Annotated in this window: 13 protein-coding genes and 1 pseudogene; 8 read left to right on the forward strand and 6 right to left on the reverse strand. The window is 74.1% G+C overall.

All coding sequences use genetic code 11. From position 1 onward, the window contains the following. Positions 1-290 precede the first annotated feature (290 nt). Positions 291-2,900 (forward strand): hypothetical protein, encoded by a 2,610-nt coding sequence (locus tag AB0I60_RS18915; protein WP_360731470.1) that lies wholly within the window; start codon positions 291-293, stop codon positions 2,898-2,900. 517 nt (positions 2,901-3,417) lie between these two features. On the opposite strand, the pseudogene AB0I60_RS18920 reads toward AB0I60_RS18915, so the two are convergent. Continuing rightward, a pseudogene (locus tag AB0I60_RS18920) lies at positions 3,418-3,516 on the reverse strand (IS5/IS1182 family transposase); the annotation flags it as partial. A 53-nt stretch (positions 3,517-3,569) separates the two neighbouring features. Next, the gene (locus AB0I60_RS18925) at positions 3,570-4,412 is read right to left on the reverse strand and encodes an alpha/beta hydrolase (RefSeq protein WP_360731472.1); all 843 of its coding nucleotides are present in this window, start codon (positions 4,410-4,412) and stop codon (positions 3,570-3,572) included. 53 nt (positions 4,413-4,465) lie between these two features. On the opposite strand from AB0I60_RS18925, the gene AB0I60_RS18930 reads away from it, so the two are divergent. Further along, a complete protein-coding gene (locus AB0I60_RS18930; protein ID WP_360731473.1) occupies positions 4,466-5,203 on the forward strand; it encodes a hypothetical protein in 738 nt (245 codons plus the stop codon). A gap of 215 nt (positions 5,204-5,418) precedes the next feature. On the opposite strand, the gene AB0I60_RS18935 is transcribed toward AB0I60_RS18930, so the two are convergent. From AB0I60_RS18935 to AB0I60_RS18945, 3 genes are all read right to left on the reverse strand, one after another. After that, positions 5,419-6,048, reverse strand: a complete 630-nt coding sequence (locus AB0I60_RS18935; protein ID WP_360731867.1) for an MBL fold metallo-hydrolase — start codon at positions 6,046-6,048, stop codon at positions 5,419-5,421. After that, entirely contained in the window at positions 6,045-7,130 is a 1,086-nt protein-coding gene (locus AB0I60_RS18940) for an S-(hydroxymethyl)mycothiol dehydrogenase (protein ID WP_360731475.1), read from the reverse strand. Before AB0I60_RS18940 ends, AB0I60_RS18935 begins: the two co-directional genes overlap by 4 nt. A gap of 207 nt (positions 7,131-7,337) precedes the next feature. Beyond that, positions 7,338-8,282, reverse strand: coding sequence for a DUF5937 family protein (locus tag AB0I60_RS18945; RefSeq protein WP_360731477.1), 945 nt, complete (start codon positions 8,280-8,282; stop codon positions 7,338-7,340). 69 nt (positions 8,283-8,351) lie between these two features. Between AB0I60_RS18945 and AB0I60_RS18950 the strand changes: the two genes are divergently transcribed. The 4 genes from AB0I60_RS18950 (at position 8,352) to AB0I60_RS18965 (ending at position 10,808) form a co-directional block, all read left to right on the forward strand. Beyond that, entirely contained in the window at positions 8,352-9,266 is a 915-nt protein-coding gene (locus AB0I60_RS18950) for an MFS transporter (RefSeq protein ID WP_360731479.1), read from the forward strand. After that, complete coding sequence (locus tag AB0I60_RS18955; protein ID WP_360731480.1) at positions 9,188-9,427, forward strand: hypothetical protein; 240 nt, start codon at positions 9,188-9,190, stop codon at positions 9,425-9,427. The genes AB0I60_RS18950 and AB0I60_RS18955 overlap by 79 nt, the downstream gene beginning before the upstream one ends. Positions 9,428-9,624: 197 nt before the next feature. After that, positions 9,625-10,173: a M15 family metallopeptidase gene (locus AB0I60_RS18960; protein WP_360731482.1), complete on the forward strand. Its 549-nt coding sequence runs from the start codon at positions 9,625-9,627 to the stop codon at positions 10,171-10,173. Positions 10,174-10,418: 245 nt separating this feature from the next. Then, positions 10,419-10,808 carry a bacteriophage spanin2 family protein gene (locus AB0I60_RS18965; RefSeq protein WP_360731483.1) on the forward strand — a complete coding sequence of 130 codons (390 nt, stop codon included), beginning with the start codon at positions 10,419-10,421 and terminating at the stop codon, positions 10,806-10,808. Positions 10,809-10,880: 72 nt separating this feature from the next. On the opposite strand, the gene AB0I60_RS18970 is transcribed toward AB0I60_RS18965, so the two are convergent. Further along, positions 10,881-13,004: a non-ribosomal peptide synthetase gene (locus tag AB0I60_RS18970; RefSeq protein WP_360731485.1), complete on the reverse strand. Its 2,124-nt coding sequence runs from the start codon at positions 13,002-13,004 to the stop codon at positions 10,881-10,883. A gap of 186 nt (positions 13,005-13,190) precedes the next feature. Between AB0I60_RS18970 and AB0I60_RS18975 the strand changes: the two genes are divergently transcribed. Next, positions 13,191-14,246, forward strand: a complete 1,056-nt coding sequence (locus AB0I60_RS18975) for a hypothetical protein (protein WP_360731487.1) — start codon at positions 13,191-13,193, stop codon at positions 14,244-14,246. Next, positions 14,246-15,697, forward strand: a complete 1,452-nt coding sequence (locus tag AB0I60_RS18980; RefSeq protein ID WP_360731489.1) for a DUF6002 family protein — start codon at positions 14,246-14,248, stop codon at positions 15,695-15,697. The genes AB0I60_RS18975 and AB0I60_RS18980 overlap by 1 nt, the downstream gene beginning before the upstream one ends. Positions 15,698-15,718 lie beyond the last annotated feature (21 nt).

Genomic DNA, 15,718 nt, shown 5'->3' on the forward strand with positions numbered 1-15,718 from the left:
TGTTCGGCGTGTCCCGACCCGGTGGACTCTGCCGAGGCCGGAGGGATGTTCGACGCCACGGCGTCCAAGCCTCGCCCGTCGGAGGAGCCGCGCCGTTTCGTGGCGTGACCTCTGCTTGGTGGTGGTGTCCCGGGTGCTGTGGGCGCGTTTCCGCATCGCCGGTGTCGTGGACGTTCCGAGACGGTGTGGCGGATGGGCGAGTGTCGCTCGATCGGTCGGGCCGAGGCCGGCTGTGACGTGCTTGCGTCATCGTTGTGGTGGTGGGGTTGTCCGCAGTAGTGCGTAGTGGTGTGGCCGGGGATGCGGTCGGGTGGTCGGCGTCCGGTGTGATCGTGTTCTGCACGGGTGGGTGGCCGGCGGGGGTGCTCGGCGTGGGTGTTGGTCGGGGGGACGGGTTCGGGGTCGGTCAGTCCGGGGTGGTGTCGGGCGGGGGAGCGGTCATCCAGGCGGGCCGCGACGTCACGATCCACCCGCCTGGACGCGGTGCGGCCGGGTGGTGGCGGGGTTCGCCTGATCCGGGCGCGGTGGCCGACCGGTTGGCGGCGGCGGTGTGGGCCCAGTGGAGCGCGGCGGCGTCCGACCGGGGACTGCTGCAACCGGCGGCTCTGCCGCTGCGCTGGCGTCGCAGCACCGCCCCGGTGGCCGGGCCGGTGTCGGCCGCGACCTCGCCGCGTCCGGGCGCGCTGGCGTTCGCCCCGCTTCCCGGACTCGCCCCCATCACCCCCGACCGGCTGCGCGACCGCACCCACCACACGCTGTACCAGGTCTACGGAGGGTTGCCGTCCGGCAGGGTGATCGTTACCGGCGGGCCGGGCACCGGCAAGAGTTCGGCGGCGATCCTGCTGTTGCTCGACGCCCTGCGCCATCGCCACCACCTCCCGCCCGAGGCACGCGCCCTCGTCCCGGTGCCGGTGCTGTTCACCCTGCACGGCTGGAACCCCGACACGACCCCCGTCGCCGACTGGCTGGTCGGCAGGCTCTCCGAACTCGGCCCCCTCGCCGGCCGCCGCGGCCGACGCCACGCCGCGCAACTGCTCGCCACCGGCGGGATCGCGGTGTTCCTCGACGGCCTGGACGAGATCCCCGACCACCACCGGCCCACCGCCCTGCGCGCCCTCGCCGACCAGGCCACCTTCCGACTCGTACTGCTCACCCGGACCCGCGAACTCGCCGCCGCCGCCGAACACCACATCCTCACCGGCGCGATCGCCCTCGAACTGCAACCGCAGACCCCATCGGACGCCGCCGCCTACCTCCGCGACGGCCTGCCCGACCCACCACCCCCGGCCTGGCGCAACCTCCTGCACGCCCTCGACAACCCCGCACGCCACCCGACCATCGCACGAGCCCTGGACAACCCGCTCACGATCACCCTGCTCCGCGACACCCACCACCCACCCCCGCCACCAGACTCGCCCGTCGCACCCCTGGACCACCTGCTCAACACCGCCTGGTTCCCCACCCCCGACCACATCACCCACCACCTCCTCGACCACGCGATCACCACCGCCTACACCCCACGCCCCGGCCGGCCACCACCCCGCTACACACCCCGCACCGCCCACCGCACCCTCACCGTCATCGCCCGACACCTCCGCGACACCGGCACCCGCGACCTACGCTGGTGGCACATCCCCACCTGGCCACCCCGGACCCACCGCATACTCCTCACCCTCCTGTCCTACTGGCTCGTCCTCGCACCCCTCTCCACACTCCCCACACTTCTCGAACAGTGGCACGGCAGCAGATACGAACCCTCCTTCTTCAGCATCTTCTCGACCTCGTTCGGGATGTTGTTCTGCCTGGCCAGCGTCGGAGGCCGGCCGCGATTCGGCAAAGACGCGCGTGGCCGGGCCCTGGCCGGGATGCTTGCCGGATGCCTTGCCGGAATAATCACCTTCGCCTCCTTTTCGGTCTTCGGCTGGCTGGCGCGAATCGATGTCATCTCGTTAACGTCGATCGACCTGGTTCTCACGACAATGCTGGTTCTCGTATTTACCGCCGGCCGCACGGCGACCAATTTTTCCACTCACGAGAAACGGCGCGGAGACCTCTCCTACCGGGCCACGTTCGGACTCCTCGCCGTTTTCGCGTTCACCACTCTGATTTCACTCGTCGATACCGGTGTGATATCTCAAGACGGGGTTCTAGCTATAACTGCGGTGACTGCAGGGCAGGGACTGATGTTCGGCATGGTGTTCAGTCTTGCCAACACCGGTGCCCCCTGCAGAATCGGTCGACACGGCCAAAGCCGCTTCGGCCGCAGTCGCAGTCGAACCTTGGCGATCATACTCAGCCTCGGGTTGGGCGCGGGCGCTCCGCTGGGGATCAGCACGAAGCTGCTTGCGGACGGTGCGGCGATAGAATCCGGAATTGTGCAGGTGGTGCTCATGGCGGTCATCTGCGTGCTGGCGGTCGGATGTGGCTTCGCGCTGGCCGACCGGTTCAATGTCGGCACCACCGCCTTGACCACTACTCCTCGCGGACAACGACGCGACGACCTCGCCTACTGGTTCGTATTCGGGGGCACAGCCGGGTTGGTATACGCGTTCTTCTTCCCTGCGATGACCGTGGTTCTGGGCTACCCGCCCGCCTTTCCGACGAGGGACCTCGTACTCGGCGCCATCACCGGACTCGCGCTCGGGTTGGTGTCCTCCTCGGCCTGGTGGACCGCCGTCGGCCAGGTCTATCTCACCCTCCGGTACCGCATCCCACTACGACTCGGCCGGTTCCTCGACGACGCACACCACCGCCACCTGCTGCGCACCGTCGGGCCCGTCTACCAATTCCGCCACGCCACCCTCCAGGACCGGCTCGCGCCAGTCCCGAGACCCCAGACGCCACCTACTGCTGCGTCGCAGCAGAACCCTCGTGGGGGACCGCCGTCGGTGGCATGGTGATCGTCCTCGACATACGGGCCGCCGACAGGGTCCGCACGACAGCCCGCCCGATCTCGCCCCGAGCGTCGGGACACCGAGGTGTTCTGGCAGCCGGTCCATGCTCCGGTCGAACTGACCGGCAGAAGCGTCCGCCATGCGGCAGATAGCCATCCCGCAGCGGTGGCCATCGCCGCAGACGGAGCCGTTTCCGGAACGGCCGCGCGGTATCACGCCAGTGATCGCCCGCTGCAACGTGGACACGGCTCCGGGTCTGGACAAGGTCCGCCGGCCGGTCGAACGCACCTTCGCCTGTACCAAGGGCTTCCGCCGACTCCGCATCCGCAGCCAACGTCGAGCCGACGTCCACCACATCCCAGGTCGGTGGGGAGCCGCCGAGGGCGTTGCCTGCGTTTGCCGCCATGCCGCGAAGCGGCGGCACGACGGCGATCAGCGGGACCGACCGGGCTCGGCCCGGTGTCGGCCCCTTCGGGGACACGCAGGTGCTGGAGTCCACCAGCGTGGCGGACAGGCCCGGCAGGCCGGCGGCGTGCAGCTCAGCGAGCAGGAATTCGTGCAACCGCTCCCGCACGCCGGCCTCGTGCCACTCGGTCAACCGCTGCCAACAGGTGGTGCCGGTCACGGCACGGCCCGCTGCGTGCCATACCGGGCGCTCCTCCACAGCAGGGGTGCCTACTCGGTGACGGTGGTCTTCAGCCACGGCACCAGGATGGGCAGGACGGTGGTCGCCTGCATGGCGCTCATGTGGTCGGTGCCCGGCACCAGGTGCACCGACCACCCCCGGCGCACCAGCTCGTCGCGGTGGCGCTTGAGCACATCGGCGATGACGACGTGGGCGTCGTCCCACTGCGCGCCATAGGTGATGTTGTCGTTCTCGCCGGCGAACGCCAGCCGTGGCACGGTCACCCGGTCCAGCGCCGCTCGGTCGTCGAAGTCCTGAAGGGACTCGTAGAGGGTCACGTACTGCCCGGTCTGGTCCTCGTCCAGGTCGACCTGCACGGTGTCCCAGTCGCCCGGGACGGACGGGGTGGTGGCGGGTGCGCGGTCGGTCCGGGCCATCCGGTGGGCGGCCCGGGTGACGGTGAGCATCGGCCCGTACGGGCCGTCGAGGGGCGGGAAGCCGCCCATGGCCAGGCCCGTCAGCCGGTCGGTGCGGATCGCCAGTTGGAGGCCGGCGAGCGCGAGCCACGAGTAGCCGTAGTAGGCGAACCGGTCCGCGCCCGCCGCGTCGGCCATCGCCAGCAGGTCGGCGGCGGCTGCGGCGGCGTCGAGCGTGCGGGGTTTGGGGTGGCGGGCGAGGTGGCCCTCGTAGTCGGCGGCGACGACGCGGAAGCCCTCGTCGGCCAGCGCCGTGGCGAGGGTGTGGCCGAGGTTCGGGTCCGCGCCCCACGCGCGCGCCTGCTCGGCCGCCTCGTCGTCGCGCACCTCCGTGCCCACCGGCAGCAGGACCGCCGGCCCGTCGCCCAGCACCGCCACCTCCAGGGGCGAGCCGTCGTGGAGCCGTGCCGTGACCATGGTGAACCCCCTGCGTCGAGAACCGGATGAAAACACTATACAGTGTAAGGACTATGGTGACGAACGACGAGGACGCCCACGTCCGCCGGCTCTGGCGGCACCGGGGCACGACGCTGCCCACGCCGCGCCGAGGCCCCCGGCAGCAGCTCGACCTGGACGACATCCTCGACGCCGGCATCGCGATCGCCGACGTCGACGGCCTGGTCGCGGTGTCGACCCGGGCGGTCGCCGCGCGGTTCGGCAAGACCGCCATGGCGCTCTACCCGTACGTCGGCACCAAGGAGAACCTGCTGGCCCTGATGCAGGACCACGCCTCCGCCCTGCCCACCTGGGAGAACCCGGCGACGAGCCTGGCCGACGCGCTGCGGGCGTGGGCGGAGGCCCTGTTCGGGGTGTGCCTGGCCCACCCGTGGCTGACCGAGCGGTCGTGGTCGCAGGCTTCCCAGGGGCCCAACGAGCAGGACTGGCTGGAACGCCTGCTGGAGATCTTCGACGCGTGGGACGTCCCCGCCGAGGCACGTCCCCCCGCGCTCACCATGCTCTACGCCACCGTCCGGGCCACCGCCGCCACCGCAGCCGCCTACGACCGCCTGGACGGGCGGGAGATCACGGAGTGGACCCGGCACGCGCGGGCGACGGCGGCGCACGTCCCCGACCTCGGCACCCGCTACCCGCTCTCGACCGGCCTGGCGCCGCTCACGCCGGAGTGGCGCGACAACCCCCGCGCCGCGCTCCTCGGAGCCGTCCGGCTCGTGGCGGCGGCACTGGGTGCGACCGACCCGCATCCCTGAGCGCGGGCACGGTGTGAGGGTGCCCGCCGGCGCGCGGTCGAGCACGAGCCCGTCGGCCGAGGCTCGGGCGGACGCGTCGGCCGGAGGCCGGTGCCCGGCACGCTCACCGCCCGCACCTGCCGCCGCCCGCGCCCTGCCGCCGCCCGCACCTGCCGCCGCGCGCCCCGCCCGCGCCCTGCCGCCGCACGGTGCCGAAGCGGCAGGGGGTGCGGGCGTCAGCCGGCGCGGGTGATCCAGTCGGCCCGGTGCGGGGCCTCGGTGCCGATGGTGGTGTCGTCGCCGTGCCCGGTGTGCACGACGGTGTCCTCCGGCAGCACCAGCAGCCGGTCGGTGATCGACCTGATGATGGTGTCGAAGTCCGAGTAGGACCGGCCGGTCGCACCCGGCCCGCCGTGGAACAGGGTGTCGCCGGTGAAGACCGCGCCCAGGTCCGGCACGTGGAAGCAGCACGCGCCGGGCGCGTGACCGGGGGTGTGCAGGACGTGCAGCGCGGTGCCCGCGACCTCCACCACCTGCCCGTCGGCCAGGTCGCCGTCGGGTGCCGAGTCCGGGTGCACCAGGTCCCACAGCACCCGGTCGGCGGGGTGCAGCAGGACCGGCGCACCGGTCGCCGCGCCGAGGGCGGGCGCGACCCGGACGTGGTCGTCGTGGGCGTGGGTGGCCAGGACGGCCTTCACCTCGCGGTCGCCGACGACCTCCAGGATCCTGTCCACGTCGTGCGGCGCGTCGATGACGACGCACTCCCGGTCGTCGCCGATCACCCACACGTTGTTGTCGACGTCGAAGGTCTGCCCGTCGAGGCTGAACGTGCCCCGGGTGACGGCGTGGTCGACGCGCACCATCAGAACACCACCACCGAGCGCAGCACGTCACCGTGGTGCATCTTCGCGAACGCCGCCTCGACCTCGTCCAGCGCGATCGTCTCGCTGACGAACGCGTCCAGGTCGAGCCTGCCCTGCAAGTACAGGTCGATCATGTACGGGAAGTCGCGGGAGGGCAGGCTGTCGCCGTACCAGGACGACTTGAGCGCGCCGCCGCGCGAGAAGAAGTCGATCAGCGGCATGTCGATGCGCATGTCCGGCGTCGGCACGCCGACCAGGACCACCGTCCCGGCGAGGTCGCGCGCGTAGAACGCCTGCCGCCACGTCTCGGGCCGGCCGACCGCGTCGATCACCACGTCCGCGCCGAACCCGCCGGTCAGCTCCTGCACGCGGGCCACGGCGTCCTCGGTGGAGGCGTCCACGGTGTGCGTGGCGCCCAGGCCGCGCGCCCACTCCAGCTTGCGCGGGTCGATGTCGACGGCGACGACCGTGGTGGCGCCGGCGAGCCGGGCGCCGGCCACCGCCGCGTTGCCCACGCCGCCGCAGCCGATCACCGCGACGCTGTCCCCGCGCCCGACGTTGCCGGTGTTGACCGCCGCGCCGAACCCGGCCATCACGCCGCAGCCGAGCAGGCCGGCCACGGTCGGCGACGCCCGCCGGTCGACCTTCGTGCACTGGCCCGCGTGCACGAGCGTCTTCTCCGCGAACGCCCCGATGCCCAGCGCGGGGGCCAGCGGCGTGCCGTCGGCCAGCGTCATCGGCTGACGGGCGTTGTGGGTGTCGAAGCAGTACCAGGGCTTGCCCTTGAGGCAGGCCCGGCACGCGCCGCAGACCGCGCGCCAGTTGAGCACCACGAAGTCGCCCGGTTCGACGTCGGTGACGCCCTCGCCGACCGCCTCCACGACGCCGGCCGCCTCGTGGCCGAGCAGGAACGGGAACTTGTCCTCGATGCCGCCTTCCCGGTAGTGCAGGTCGGTGTGGCAGACCCCGCAGGCCTGCACCTTCACCACGGCCTCACCCGGACCGGGGTCGGGGACGACGACGTCCACCACCTCGACCGGAGCGCCCTTGCCCCGTGCGACCACGCCGCGAACCGTCTGAGCCACGAAGTTCCTCCTCGAATGCGTGCAGTCCGAGTCTGTTCTATGTCACGCGGCGCTGCACGCGAAACCCGGTGCGCGGGAGACCCGGCGCACGCGAGAGGAGGCTCACCGCCGGCGTTCCACTGTGGAGGCACCCGGCGTCGCCGCGCGAACCCGACCCCGTGGAGGGTGCGGCCGTGTTCGGGGACTGCGCGGCGGCGTCGGCACCGCTCAGGGGCGCAGCAGGGCGTCGCCCAGTCCGGTGCGGTGGTAGTGGACCTCGTGGCCGTGCCGGGTGGTGGCGAGCAGGCCGGCGGCGCGCAGCGCGGTCAGGTGGCCGGACACCGTGCTCGGGGCGAGGCCCAGGCGGCGGGCCAACTCCGTCGTGCCGGCCGGGCGGTTGAGGGTGTCCAGCAGCGCGGCCTTGGTCCGGCCGAGCACGCCCGTGAGCGCGCCGGGTGGCCGGTCCGGTGCCGACCACAGCTCCGCCACGCCGCGCGCGGGGTAGAGCAGGGCCGGCTGCCACGGCCCGCCGGCGACCACGCCGAGACCGGGCCAGGCGAACACGCTGGGCACGAGCTGCAACCCCCGGTCGTCGAGGTGGATCCGCTCGCGGGACGCGCTGTCCACGCACACCGCGTCGCCGGTCAGCCGGACGCCCGGGTGCAGGTCGGCGAGCGCGTGCGCGAGGCCGCCGAGGGCGAGCCGCCGCGCGCGGTGCCCGATGTCGGCGAGCAGGGCGTCCCGCAGCCGGGGCCAGTCCGGCTCGACCAGCTCGGTCCACGCGATCTCCAGCTGGTCGGCCAGCAGGTCGCGGGCGCGCTCCGGGTCGTCGGGCAGCGCGCCCAGGTCCGCGTCCACGCGGGCCAGTTCCAGCGCGACCTGCTCCGGCGGCGTCGCCCGGACCTGCGCCAGTTGCGCGGCGGCCGTGGTCTCGGGCGTGGTCGGCGGAGGGCTGAGGAAGTCGGTCAGGTAGTGCCGGTGGCCCAGTACCCGGAACAGCTCGCCCAGCGGCAGCCGCCGGGCCCGTTCGGCGGCCCCGCGCAGCCACGGCAGGTGCGCCGGGTGGCCCCGGCTGCCGGTGATGACCTGGATCGCGCCCAGCGCCTCCTCCAGCGGCGAGACGGCGAACCGCAGCCGGTGCGCGCCCGTCGTGCCCAGCACCAGTTCGATCACCGCGTGCTCCCGGATACGGCCATGTCCGAAGCAGTGTGCCGGCGGGACCGGGCCGCGCACCGTGGCCACGTGACCCACGTCGTCCCGGACCCGCTGCGCACCAGGGCCTACTGCCGCTGGTCGGCCGGTGCCCAGCTCTCCCGCCTGCCCCTGGCCATGGCCCCGCTCGCGTTCACCCTGCCGACCACCGCCACCACCGGCTCCCACCGGCTCGGCGGGCTGATGATGGCCGTGTTCGTCGCGGCGGAGCTGGTCGGCGCGGTGCCCCTCGGCCGGCTGTTCGACCGCGTCGGGCCGGGGAGGGGCCTCAAGCCCGCCCTGGTGGTCGCGGCGGCCGGGCTGTGCGGGGTGGCGGCGGCCTCGGCGCTGGGGGCGTCCGGCCCGGTGCTGACCGCCGCGGTCGTGCTGCCCGGGGTGGTCGGCGAAGGGGTCGCGGGCGGCTTCCGCACCCTGCTCGCCCGCGCGGTGCCGCCCGCCGCGCTGCCGAGGGCGGTGGCCCTCGACATGATCGTGTTCGAGTGCGTGCTCGTCGCCGGGCCGGTCCTGGCGAGCGCGGCGGCCCTGGTCCACCCCGTCGTGCCGGCGCTGGTCATGGGAGCGTCCTGCCTGCTGTCCGCGCTGCTCGTGCCACGCGGCGAATCCGGCGGGACGCCGCGCCCGGCGACCGGCACCCGGCTGCCGTGGCGCTCGGCCGCAGGCCGGCCGGCCACCGCGTACGCGACCGGGCACCTGCTGTCCACGGTCGAGGTCGCGCCGTGCCGCTCGTGCAGCGGATCGGGGCCGACCCGGCGGCGTCACCCGCCGTGCCGATCGCGCTGTGCCTGGCGAGCGTGGTCGGCGGCGCGTTCTACGCGTGGCGGGGCCTGGCAACGCGCTCGGCCGCGCGCACGCGGGCGGTCGTCCTGTTGGGCGCGTTCACGGCCGGCGCGCTCACCCTGCCGGCCGCCCCGACCTGGCCCGGACTGCTCGCCGGCACCGCGCTGATCGGCCTGGCCACCGCGCCGCTGGGTGCCGTCGCCTCCACCGAACTCCAGCGCGCCGTGCCCGCCGACCGCTGGGCCGAGGGGTTCTCGCTGGTGTTCGTGGTGCAGGAGCCGGGTTCGTGGCCGGCTCGCCGGCGGTCGGTCTGCTGCCGACGCCCGTGACGATCGCGGTCGCCGTCGTGGCCGTCGCGGTCGCCGGGTGCGGCCTCGCCCTCGGGGCGGGCGCACGGCCCGGCTGGACGGGTTCGTAGCGGAACGCGGACATCGCGTGGATCGGGCGGGGACATCGCCCGGACAGGGTCGGAGGTGTCAGGTGCGGCTCTACCGGTGAGGAAGCGATGTACAGCATTGGGGATCGTGTGGGCGGTGGCCGGCGGGTGCTGGCGGTGGTCGGGGTGCTCGCCGTGGCCTTGTCGGGCTGCGCGGCCGAGTTCTCCGGGAGGGCCGCGAACGGGCACGCCGCCGGCCGTGCCGAGGAGGACGGCAGCATCCCCGACAACGGCAGCATCGCGCTGTCCGAGGTCGGTCACGCCGCGATCCGCAAGCTCGACCCCGACCTGCTGGCCGCCGTGCGGAAGGCGGCCGAGGACGCCCGCGCGGCCGGTGTCGAGCTGCGCGTGACGTCGGGCTGGCGCAGCAAGCCCTACCAGCAGCGCCTGCTGGACGACGCGGTGACCCGGTACGGCAGCCTCGCGGAGGCGCGGCGGCTGGTGAGCACGCCGGAGACGTCCAAGCACGTGGTCGGCCAGGCGATCGACATCGGCCCGACCGACGCCGCCGACTGGCTCGTCCGCAACGGCGCGGAGTACGGGCTGTGCCAGACCTACGCCAACGAGATGTGGCACTTCGAGCTGTCGACCACACCGGGTGGCCAGTGCCCCGTGCCGCGCAGCGACGCCTCCGGCTGACCGGGCGCGGCACGGCCGGCGGGCGGTGGTGCGGCGGGCCGGGAGGTTGCCACGGAATGCCGAAGCGGTGGTCGGGGCCGGTCGCTTGACGTGGTGGCGGCTCTCCCGGATGCTGGTGGTGCGGAGGGGAGTACCCGCCCGGTTCGTGATCGTCATTACGGCCGCTCCACAGCGGCTCGGTCACGACGTCGTCGCCTTGCGACGACCGGGGAGACCTCCGGTTCGGATGAGCCGGAGGAGTCCTGATGCGTTCCCACGTCGCACTCGCGTTGTCCGCTGCCACCCTCGCCGTCGTCGTGGGCGGGTGCGGTGCCGCGCAGAGCGTCGCCGACACCGCCAACGCGGTCGCCGACACCGCGACCACCGTGCAGGTGTGCACCGACGCGCTCAGCCGGGCGTCGCAGGTCTTCGACGTGACCTCGCCGGAACGCGCGGTGGACAGCGCGCACGCCGCCGCCGCGTCGCTGGGCGAGCTCGCCGCGTCCGCCGCCGACACGACCGTCACCCAGGCCGTGTCCGCGCTCGCCGCCACGCTGCGCGACGTCACGGTGGACGACCTGGTGGGCCGCCCGGCGGCCTGGCTGGCGACGAAGGCCGACCAGGTGGCGGCGCTCACCAGCGCCTGCGCCCCCTGACCCCGACCGGTCCGGGGCTCGCCGGCCGCAGCGCTCGGTGGCTCGCCTGCGCCGAAACCCGGGGTCCGGCGTTCAGCGGCGGTCGCCGCGCTGGGCGCGGTCCCGGCGGCGGCGGGCCATCCGGTCGGCCACCGGGGCGATCGGCGCGGTGCCGCCGCCCGTGCGCAGGTACTCGGCCAGGCCCGCGACGGTCGGGTGGGCGTAGAGGGCGGTCAGCGGGAAGTCCCGGCCTAAGCTGCCGACCAGTCGGTGGTGGACGGTCGCGGCGGTCAGGGAGTGGCCGCCGACGTCGAAGAACCGGTCGTCCGGCCCGAACCCGCCCCGGCCCAGCACCTCGGCCCACACCGCCGCGATCCGGGCTTCCAGGCCGGGACCGGCGTCGGTCGGGGCGGCGGAGTCGGTGGGGTGGCACGGGAAGCGGGCCAGCAGCGCGGCGGTGTCGACCTTGCCGGTCGGGGTCAGCGGGAGGTCGGCGACCACGTCGACCACCGCCGGCACCAGGTGGTCGGGCAGCACGCGGGCGACGGCCGGGCGGACCTCGTCGGCGCGCAGCCCGCCCGCGTCCGTGACGAACGCGCGCAGCACCTGCTCGCCGGAGCGCCCGTCCGCGACCACGACGGCGCGGCCGACACCGGGCAGCCCGTCCAGCACCGCCTCCACCTCGGCGGGCTCGACCCGGTGGCCGCGCACCTTCACCTGCCGGTCGAGCCGGCCCAGGTAGAGCAGCCGGCCGTCCGGCAGCCGGCGGGCGAGGTCGCCGGTCCGGTAGCGGCGCACGCCCGCCTCGTCGGTGTCGAACCGCGAAGGACCCGGATCGTCCCAATAGGACCCCAGGTGGTCGCTCGTGATCACGATCTCGCCCGCGACGGCGGCCGGTGACCCGTCCGGCGCGACCAGGTCCACCCGCGTCCCGTGCAGCGGCCACCCGATCGGCAGCACCCCTTGCCCGCCACCGGGTTCGGCGTCCAGCGGCAGGTGGTTCTGGACGGCGAAGCTGATCTCCGTCGCGCCGTAGCCGTTGACCAGCACGCCGTGCGGCGGCAGGTGCGCGCGGCAGCGGTCGAAGTCGGCGCGGGTGACCGGTTCACCGCCCAGCACGACGGCGCGCAGGCGGGGCAGCGCGGTGCCGGCCAGGCAGTCGCCCAGGTAGCGGAAGACGGTCGGCGTCGAGTGGTAGACCGTGATCCCGTGCTCCCGCAACGCTTCGGCGAGCCCGACCAGCCCGAGCGCGCGGACGTCCACCGGCACGCAGCACGCGCCGGTCAGCACGGCGGAGAACATGTCCGTGACGGCCATGTCGAAGCTGAACGACGAGACCACGCTGAGCCGGTCGTCCGCCGTGATGCGAAGGTTGTGGTGGTGCAGGCGAACCTGGTGGAGCACGTTGCGGTGGGTCTGCGCGACACCCTTCGGCACGCCCGTGGAACCGCTGGTGTGCAGGACGTACGCGGTCGCGCCGGGCGCGGACCGGTGCCCCGGCCGGGGCGCGGACGCCGGCGCGTCGGCGAGGTCGAGCACGCGGGTCCGGTAGCCGTCCGCTAGCGCGCGGTGCGCGGCGGCGGTCAGGATCACCGACACGCGGGCCTGGGCGACCATCGCGGCGAGCCTCGGTGCCGGGTAGCGCGGGTCGAGCGGCACGTAGGCGCACCCGGCCGCCAGCACGGCCAGGACGGCGACGACGGTGTCCGGCCCGTGGTCGAGCAGCAGGCCCACCCGGCTGCCGGGTTCGGTGTCGCGCAACAGGGTCGCGCACCCCGCCACCCGCTCGCCCAGTTCCCGGTAGGACAGCGCGCCCGCGCCACCGATCAGCGCGGGCCGGTCGGGGCAGCGGTCCACCTGCTCCCAGAACACCTCCGGGATGGACCGCTCGACGTCCCCGCCGGGCGGCTGCGCCGGTGGCGCGAGGCGGTGCGCGGCGGTCTCCGGCAGCGGGTCGGCGGCCGGGTCGGCGCGCAGCCGCTCGACGGCGGCGGCGAGGTCCTCCGCCATGCAGCGGGCGAACGCCTCCGGCACCTCGACGCCGTCGAACACCAGGCGCGGGCGTCCGTCCACGACCACGAGCCGCGCCTCGCGCGGGATGCCGGTCAGGTCGTCAAGAGCGCTTGAGGGCACTGCCGAATCAACGATCCGGGCGTCGGGCGAGCCGCTGTAGCAGCGCAGCACGGCCAGTGCCGCCGCGACTTCGGTGGTCGTCATCGAGCCCCCCAACCTCGCGCAACCGGTCCGGAGCGTACTCGCCCGCAGCCGCCGAAGGCAGACCTTCCAGCGCAGGCCGGTCGTATGTAGCATCCGTGAACACGCGACGAACAGCCGGTTTCGGGCCGGCCGAGCGTGGCGCGGCAGTCTCTGGGGAGAGCGCGACGCTGCTTGGGGGGCGCGCACGTGCACAGGATCGCAGTCATCGGCACCGGGGACCTCGCCCGCGCGGTCTGCCACTCGCTGGCGGTGACGGCGAGCGTGCCCGTCGAGGTGGTGGTGATCGGCCGGGACCCCCTCAAGACCGGGCGGATGTGCTTCATCGCGAACGCCCGCGCGGCGGCGCGAGGACGCGGCGGTGCCCGCTTCACACCGTTCACCGGAGAACTCGAACAACCGCTGGCCGAAGTGGCCGGGGCGCTGGTCTGCGCGTCCAGCCAGTCCCCTTGGGAACGGCTGACCTCGCCGTCCGCGTGGACCGGTCTGGTCGACCGCGCCGGCTACGGGATCACGCTGCCGTTCCAGGCGGAACTCGCGCTGCGCGCCGGGCGGGCGCTGCCCGGGGGCGCGTGGCTGGTCAACGGGTGCTTCCCGGACGCGGTCAACCCGCTGCTCGCGGCGTCGGGCGTGCCGGTGCTGTGCGGCATCGGCAACGTGGCGGCGCTTGCCGCCGGCGCGCAGGTCGCGCTGGGGCTGCCGGACCAGTCGGCGCTGCGGCTGCTCGCCCACCACGTCCACCTGCACGCGCCCGCCGAGGGACAGGACGAGGTCCGGGCGTGGCACGGCGGCGACCCGGTCGCCGCGCCCGCCGACCTGGTCGCCGCGCTGCGGGATGCCGAACGGACGCAGCTCAACCAGATCACCGGCGTCGCCGCCGCCGCGCTGCTGGACGCGGTGCTGACCGGCGCGGTGCTGGAGACGAACCTGCCGGGACCGCTGGGCCTGCCGGGCGGCTACCCGGTCACGGTGACCGGCGCGTCGGTCGCGCTGCGCCTGCCCGCCGGCGTCGGGCAGGCCGAGGCGGTCGCGTTCAACCAGCGCGCGGCGGCGGCGGACGGGGTCGTGGTCGACGGCGGCCGGGTGGTCTTCGCGCCGGCCCTCGCCGAGCACCTGCCCGAGTTCGCCGACGCGATCGCGGTCGACGACTTCGCCGTGGCCGCCGCGCGGCTGCACGGATTACGCGAGCGACTGCGCGGCGAACCGCCCGCGCGGCAACGGGGTGGAGTGGAGATGCCGGTCTGATGCCGAATTCCGCGACGACAGCACCCGCGACGACAGCACCCGCGACGACAGCACCCGCGACGACAGCACCCGCGACGGCGGGCACCCCGGCGCCCGCGCCCGGCGGTTCCGCGAACCTGCTCACCGACTTCTACGACCTGCTGCCCAAGGCCATCGAGCGCGCCGTGCCCGACCGCGAGCCGCTCACCGCCGACCCGGCCGCGTTCTCGCCCGGGTTCGCACTGCCCGAACTGGACGACCGCGTCCGGCACTTCCTGGCGGCGGCCACGGCGCAGTGGCTGCCCCTGGGCGAGTACGGCGGCCACCGGCTCACGCTGCTCGACCTGACCGGCAACCCCGGCACCGGCACCACCAAGACGTTCGCCTCGCTGCTGATCGTGGCCCGCGCGGTGGAGTACGTCCGCCGCACCGGCGAACCGGTCGTGATCTTCTCGCCGACGTCGGCGAACAAGGGCGTCGCGCTGCGCGACGCCGTGTTGAGGGCCATCGACGCGGGATTGGTCGAGCCGGAGCAGCTCCGCGTGGTCGTGCTCGCGCCCGCGTCGTGCCGGCAGAAGCTGCGGGCCAGCCGGCTGTCCGAGGACGACCGCCTGCGCGCGCTCAACCCGTTGCTGCTCTACGGCGGCGCGAACCCGGAAGGGGTCAAGCCGCTGGGCCGCGAGTACGTCGACCAGTACGCCCCGGCGCTGCGCCGGGACGGCCTGAACGTCTGGTTCTCCCTGCAACTGGGCAACTACCTGACCGCCGACGTGGCGCGCGCGTTCTTCGAGCACCAGGTCGACCCGACCGACGCGACCGGCGCGGCGCCCCGGCTGCACGCGCACGCGGTGTCCAGCGCGTTCGGCCTGCTCGGCTACCACCAGGGCCGTGCGGTGCTGGAGGACCTCGGCCTGGCGACCCGGTCGACCCGGCCCGCGAGCCTGCTCGTGCAGCACCTCGGCACGCCCGACATGGTGGTCAACCTGCGGCACGGCGACTTCGACCACGCCCACCGGCCGGACTACCGGTTCGACCCGGGCACCGGGCTGCACCGGCAGACCGCCGACCCGAGGTTCCCGGAGGTCACCTACGACCCGGACGAGGTGCTCGACCCGACCTTCTACACCCGCCGGCCGATCACCTCGCCCGCGATGAACGAGCTGATCGCCACCTTCGGCGGGGACGGTGTCGTGGTGTCGCTGGCCGAGTGCGTCGCCCGGTACCCGGCGCTGCGGGTGCTGCTGGGCGGGGACCGGCTGCCCGCCGACCTGCGCACGCTGCGCGAGTGGTCGCTGGTGATGGCGCTGACCGGCGTGTGCAACGCGATCGACCGGGGCCTGGTCGAGGAGGGGCGCGACATCGTGGTGCACGGGTCGGGCTGCTACTCGACGGCCGACTACGAACCGATGGCCGCCGGGGCGATGACCCCCGTGCACACCGTGGAGGACGTCGCGCGCGCAGTGTCCGGCTGAGGGTCCGGCCGGGTCGACCGG

The sequence above is a fragment of the Actinosynnema sp. NPDC050436 genome, assembly GCF_040655415.1.
Classification (GTDB): Bacteria; Actinomycetota; Actinomycetes; order Mycobacteriales; family Pseudonocardiaceae; genus Actinosynnema.

Excerpts from the sequence above, each read along its gene's own strand:
- AB0I60_RS18925 (WP_360731472.1), bottom strand. The coding sequence starts at position 4,412 with ATGGTCACGGCACGGCTCCACGACGGCTCGCCCCTGGAGGTGGCGGTG.
- AB0I60_RS18930 (WP_360731473.1), top strand. The coding sequence starts at position 4,466 with ATGGTGACGAACGACGAGGACGCCCACGTCCGCCGGCTCTGGCGGCAC.
- AB0I60_RS18965 (WP_360731483.1), top strand. The coding sequence starts at position 10,419 with ATGCGTTCCCACGTCGCACTCGCGTTGTCCGCTGCCACCCTCGCCGTC.
- AB0I60_RS18970 (WP_360731485.1), bottom strand. The coding sequence starts at position 13,004 with ATGACGACCACCGAAGTCGCGGCGGCACTGGCCGTGCTGCGCTGCTAC.
- AB0I60_RS18980 (WP_360731489.1), top strand. The coding sequence starts at position 14,246 with ATGCCGAATTCCGCGACGACAGCACCCGCGACGACAGCACCCGCGACG.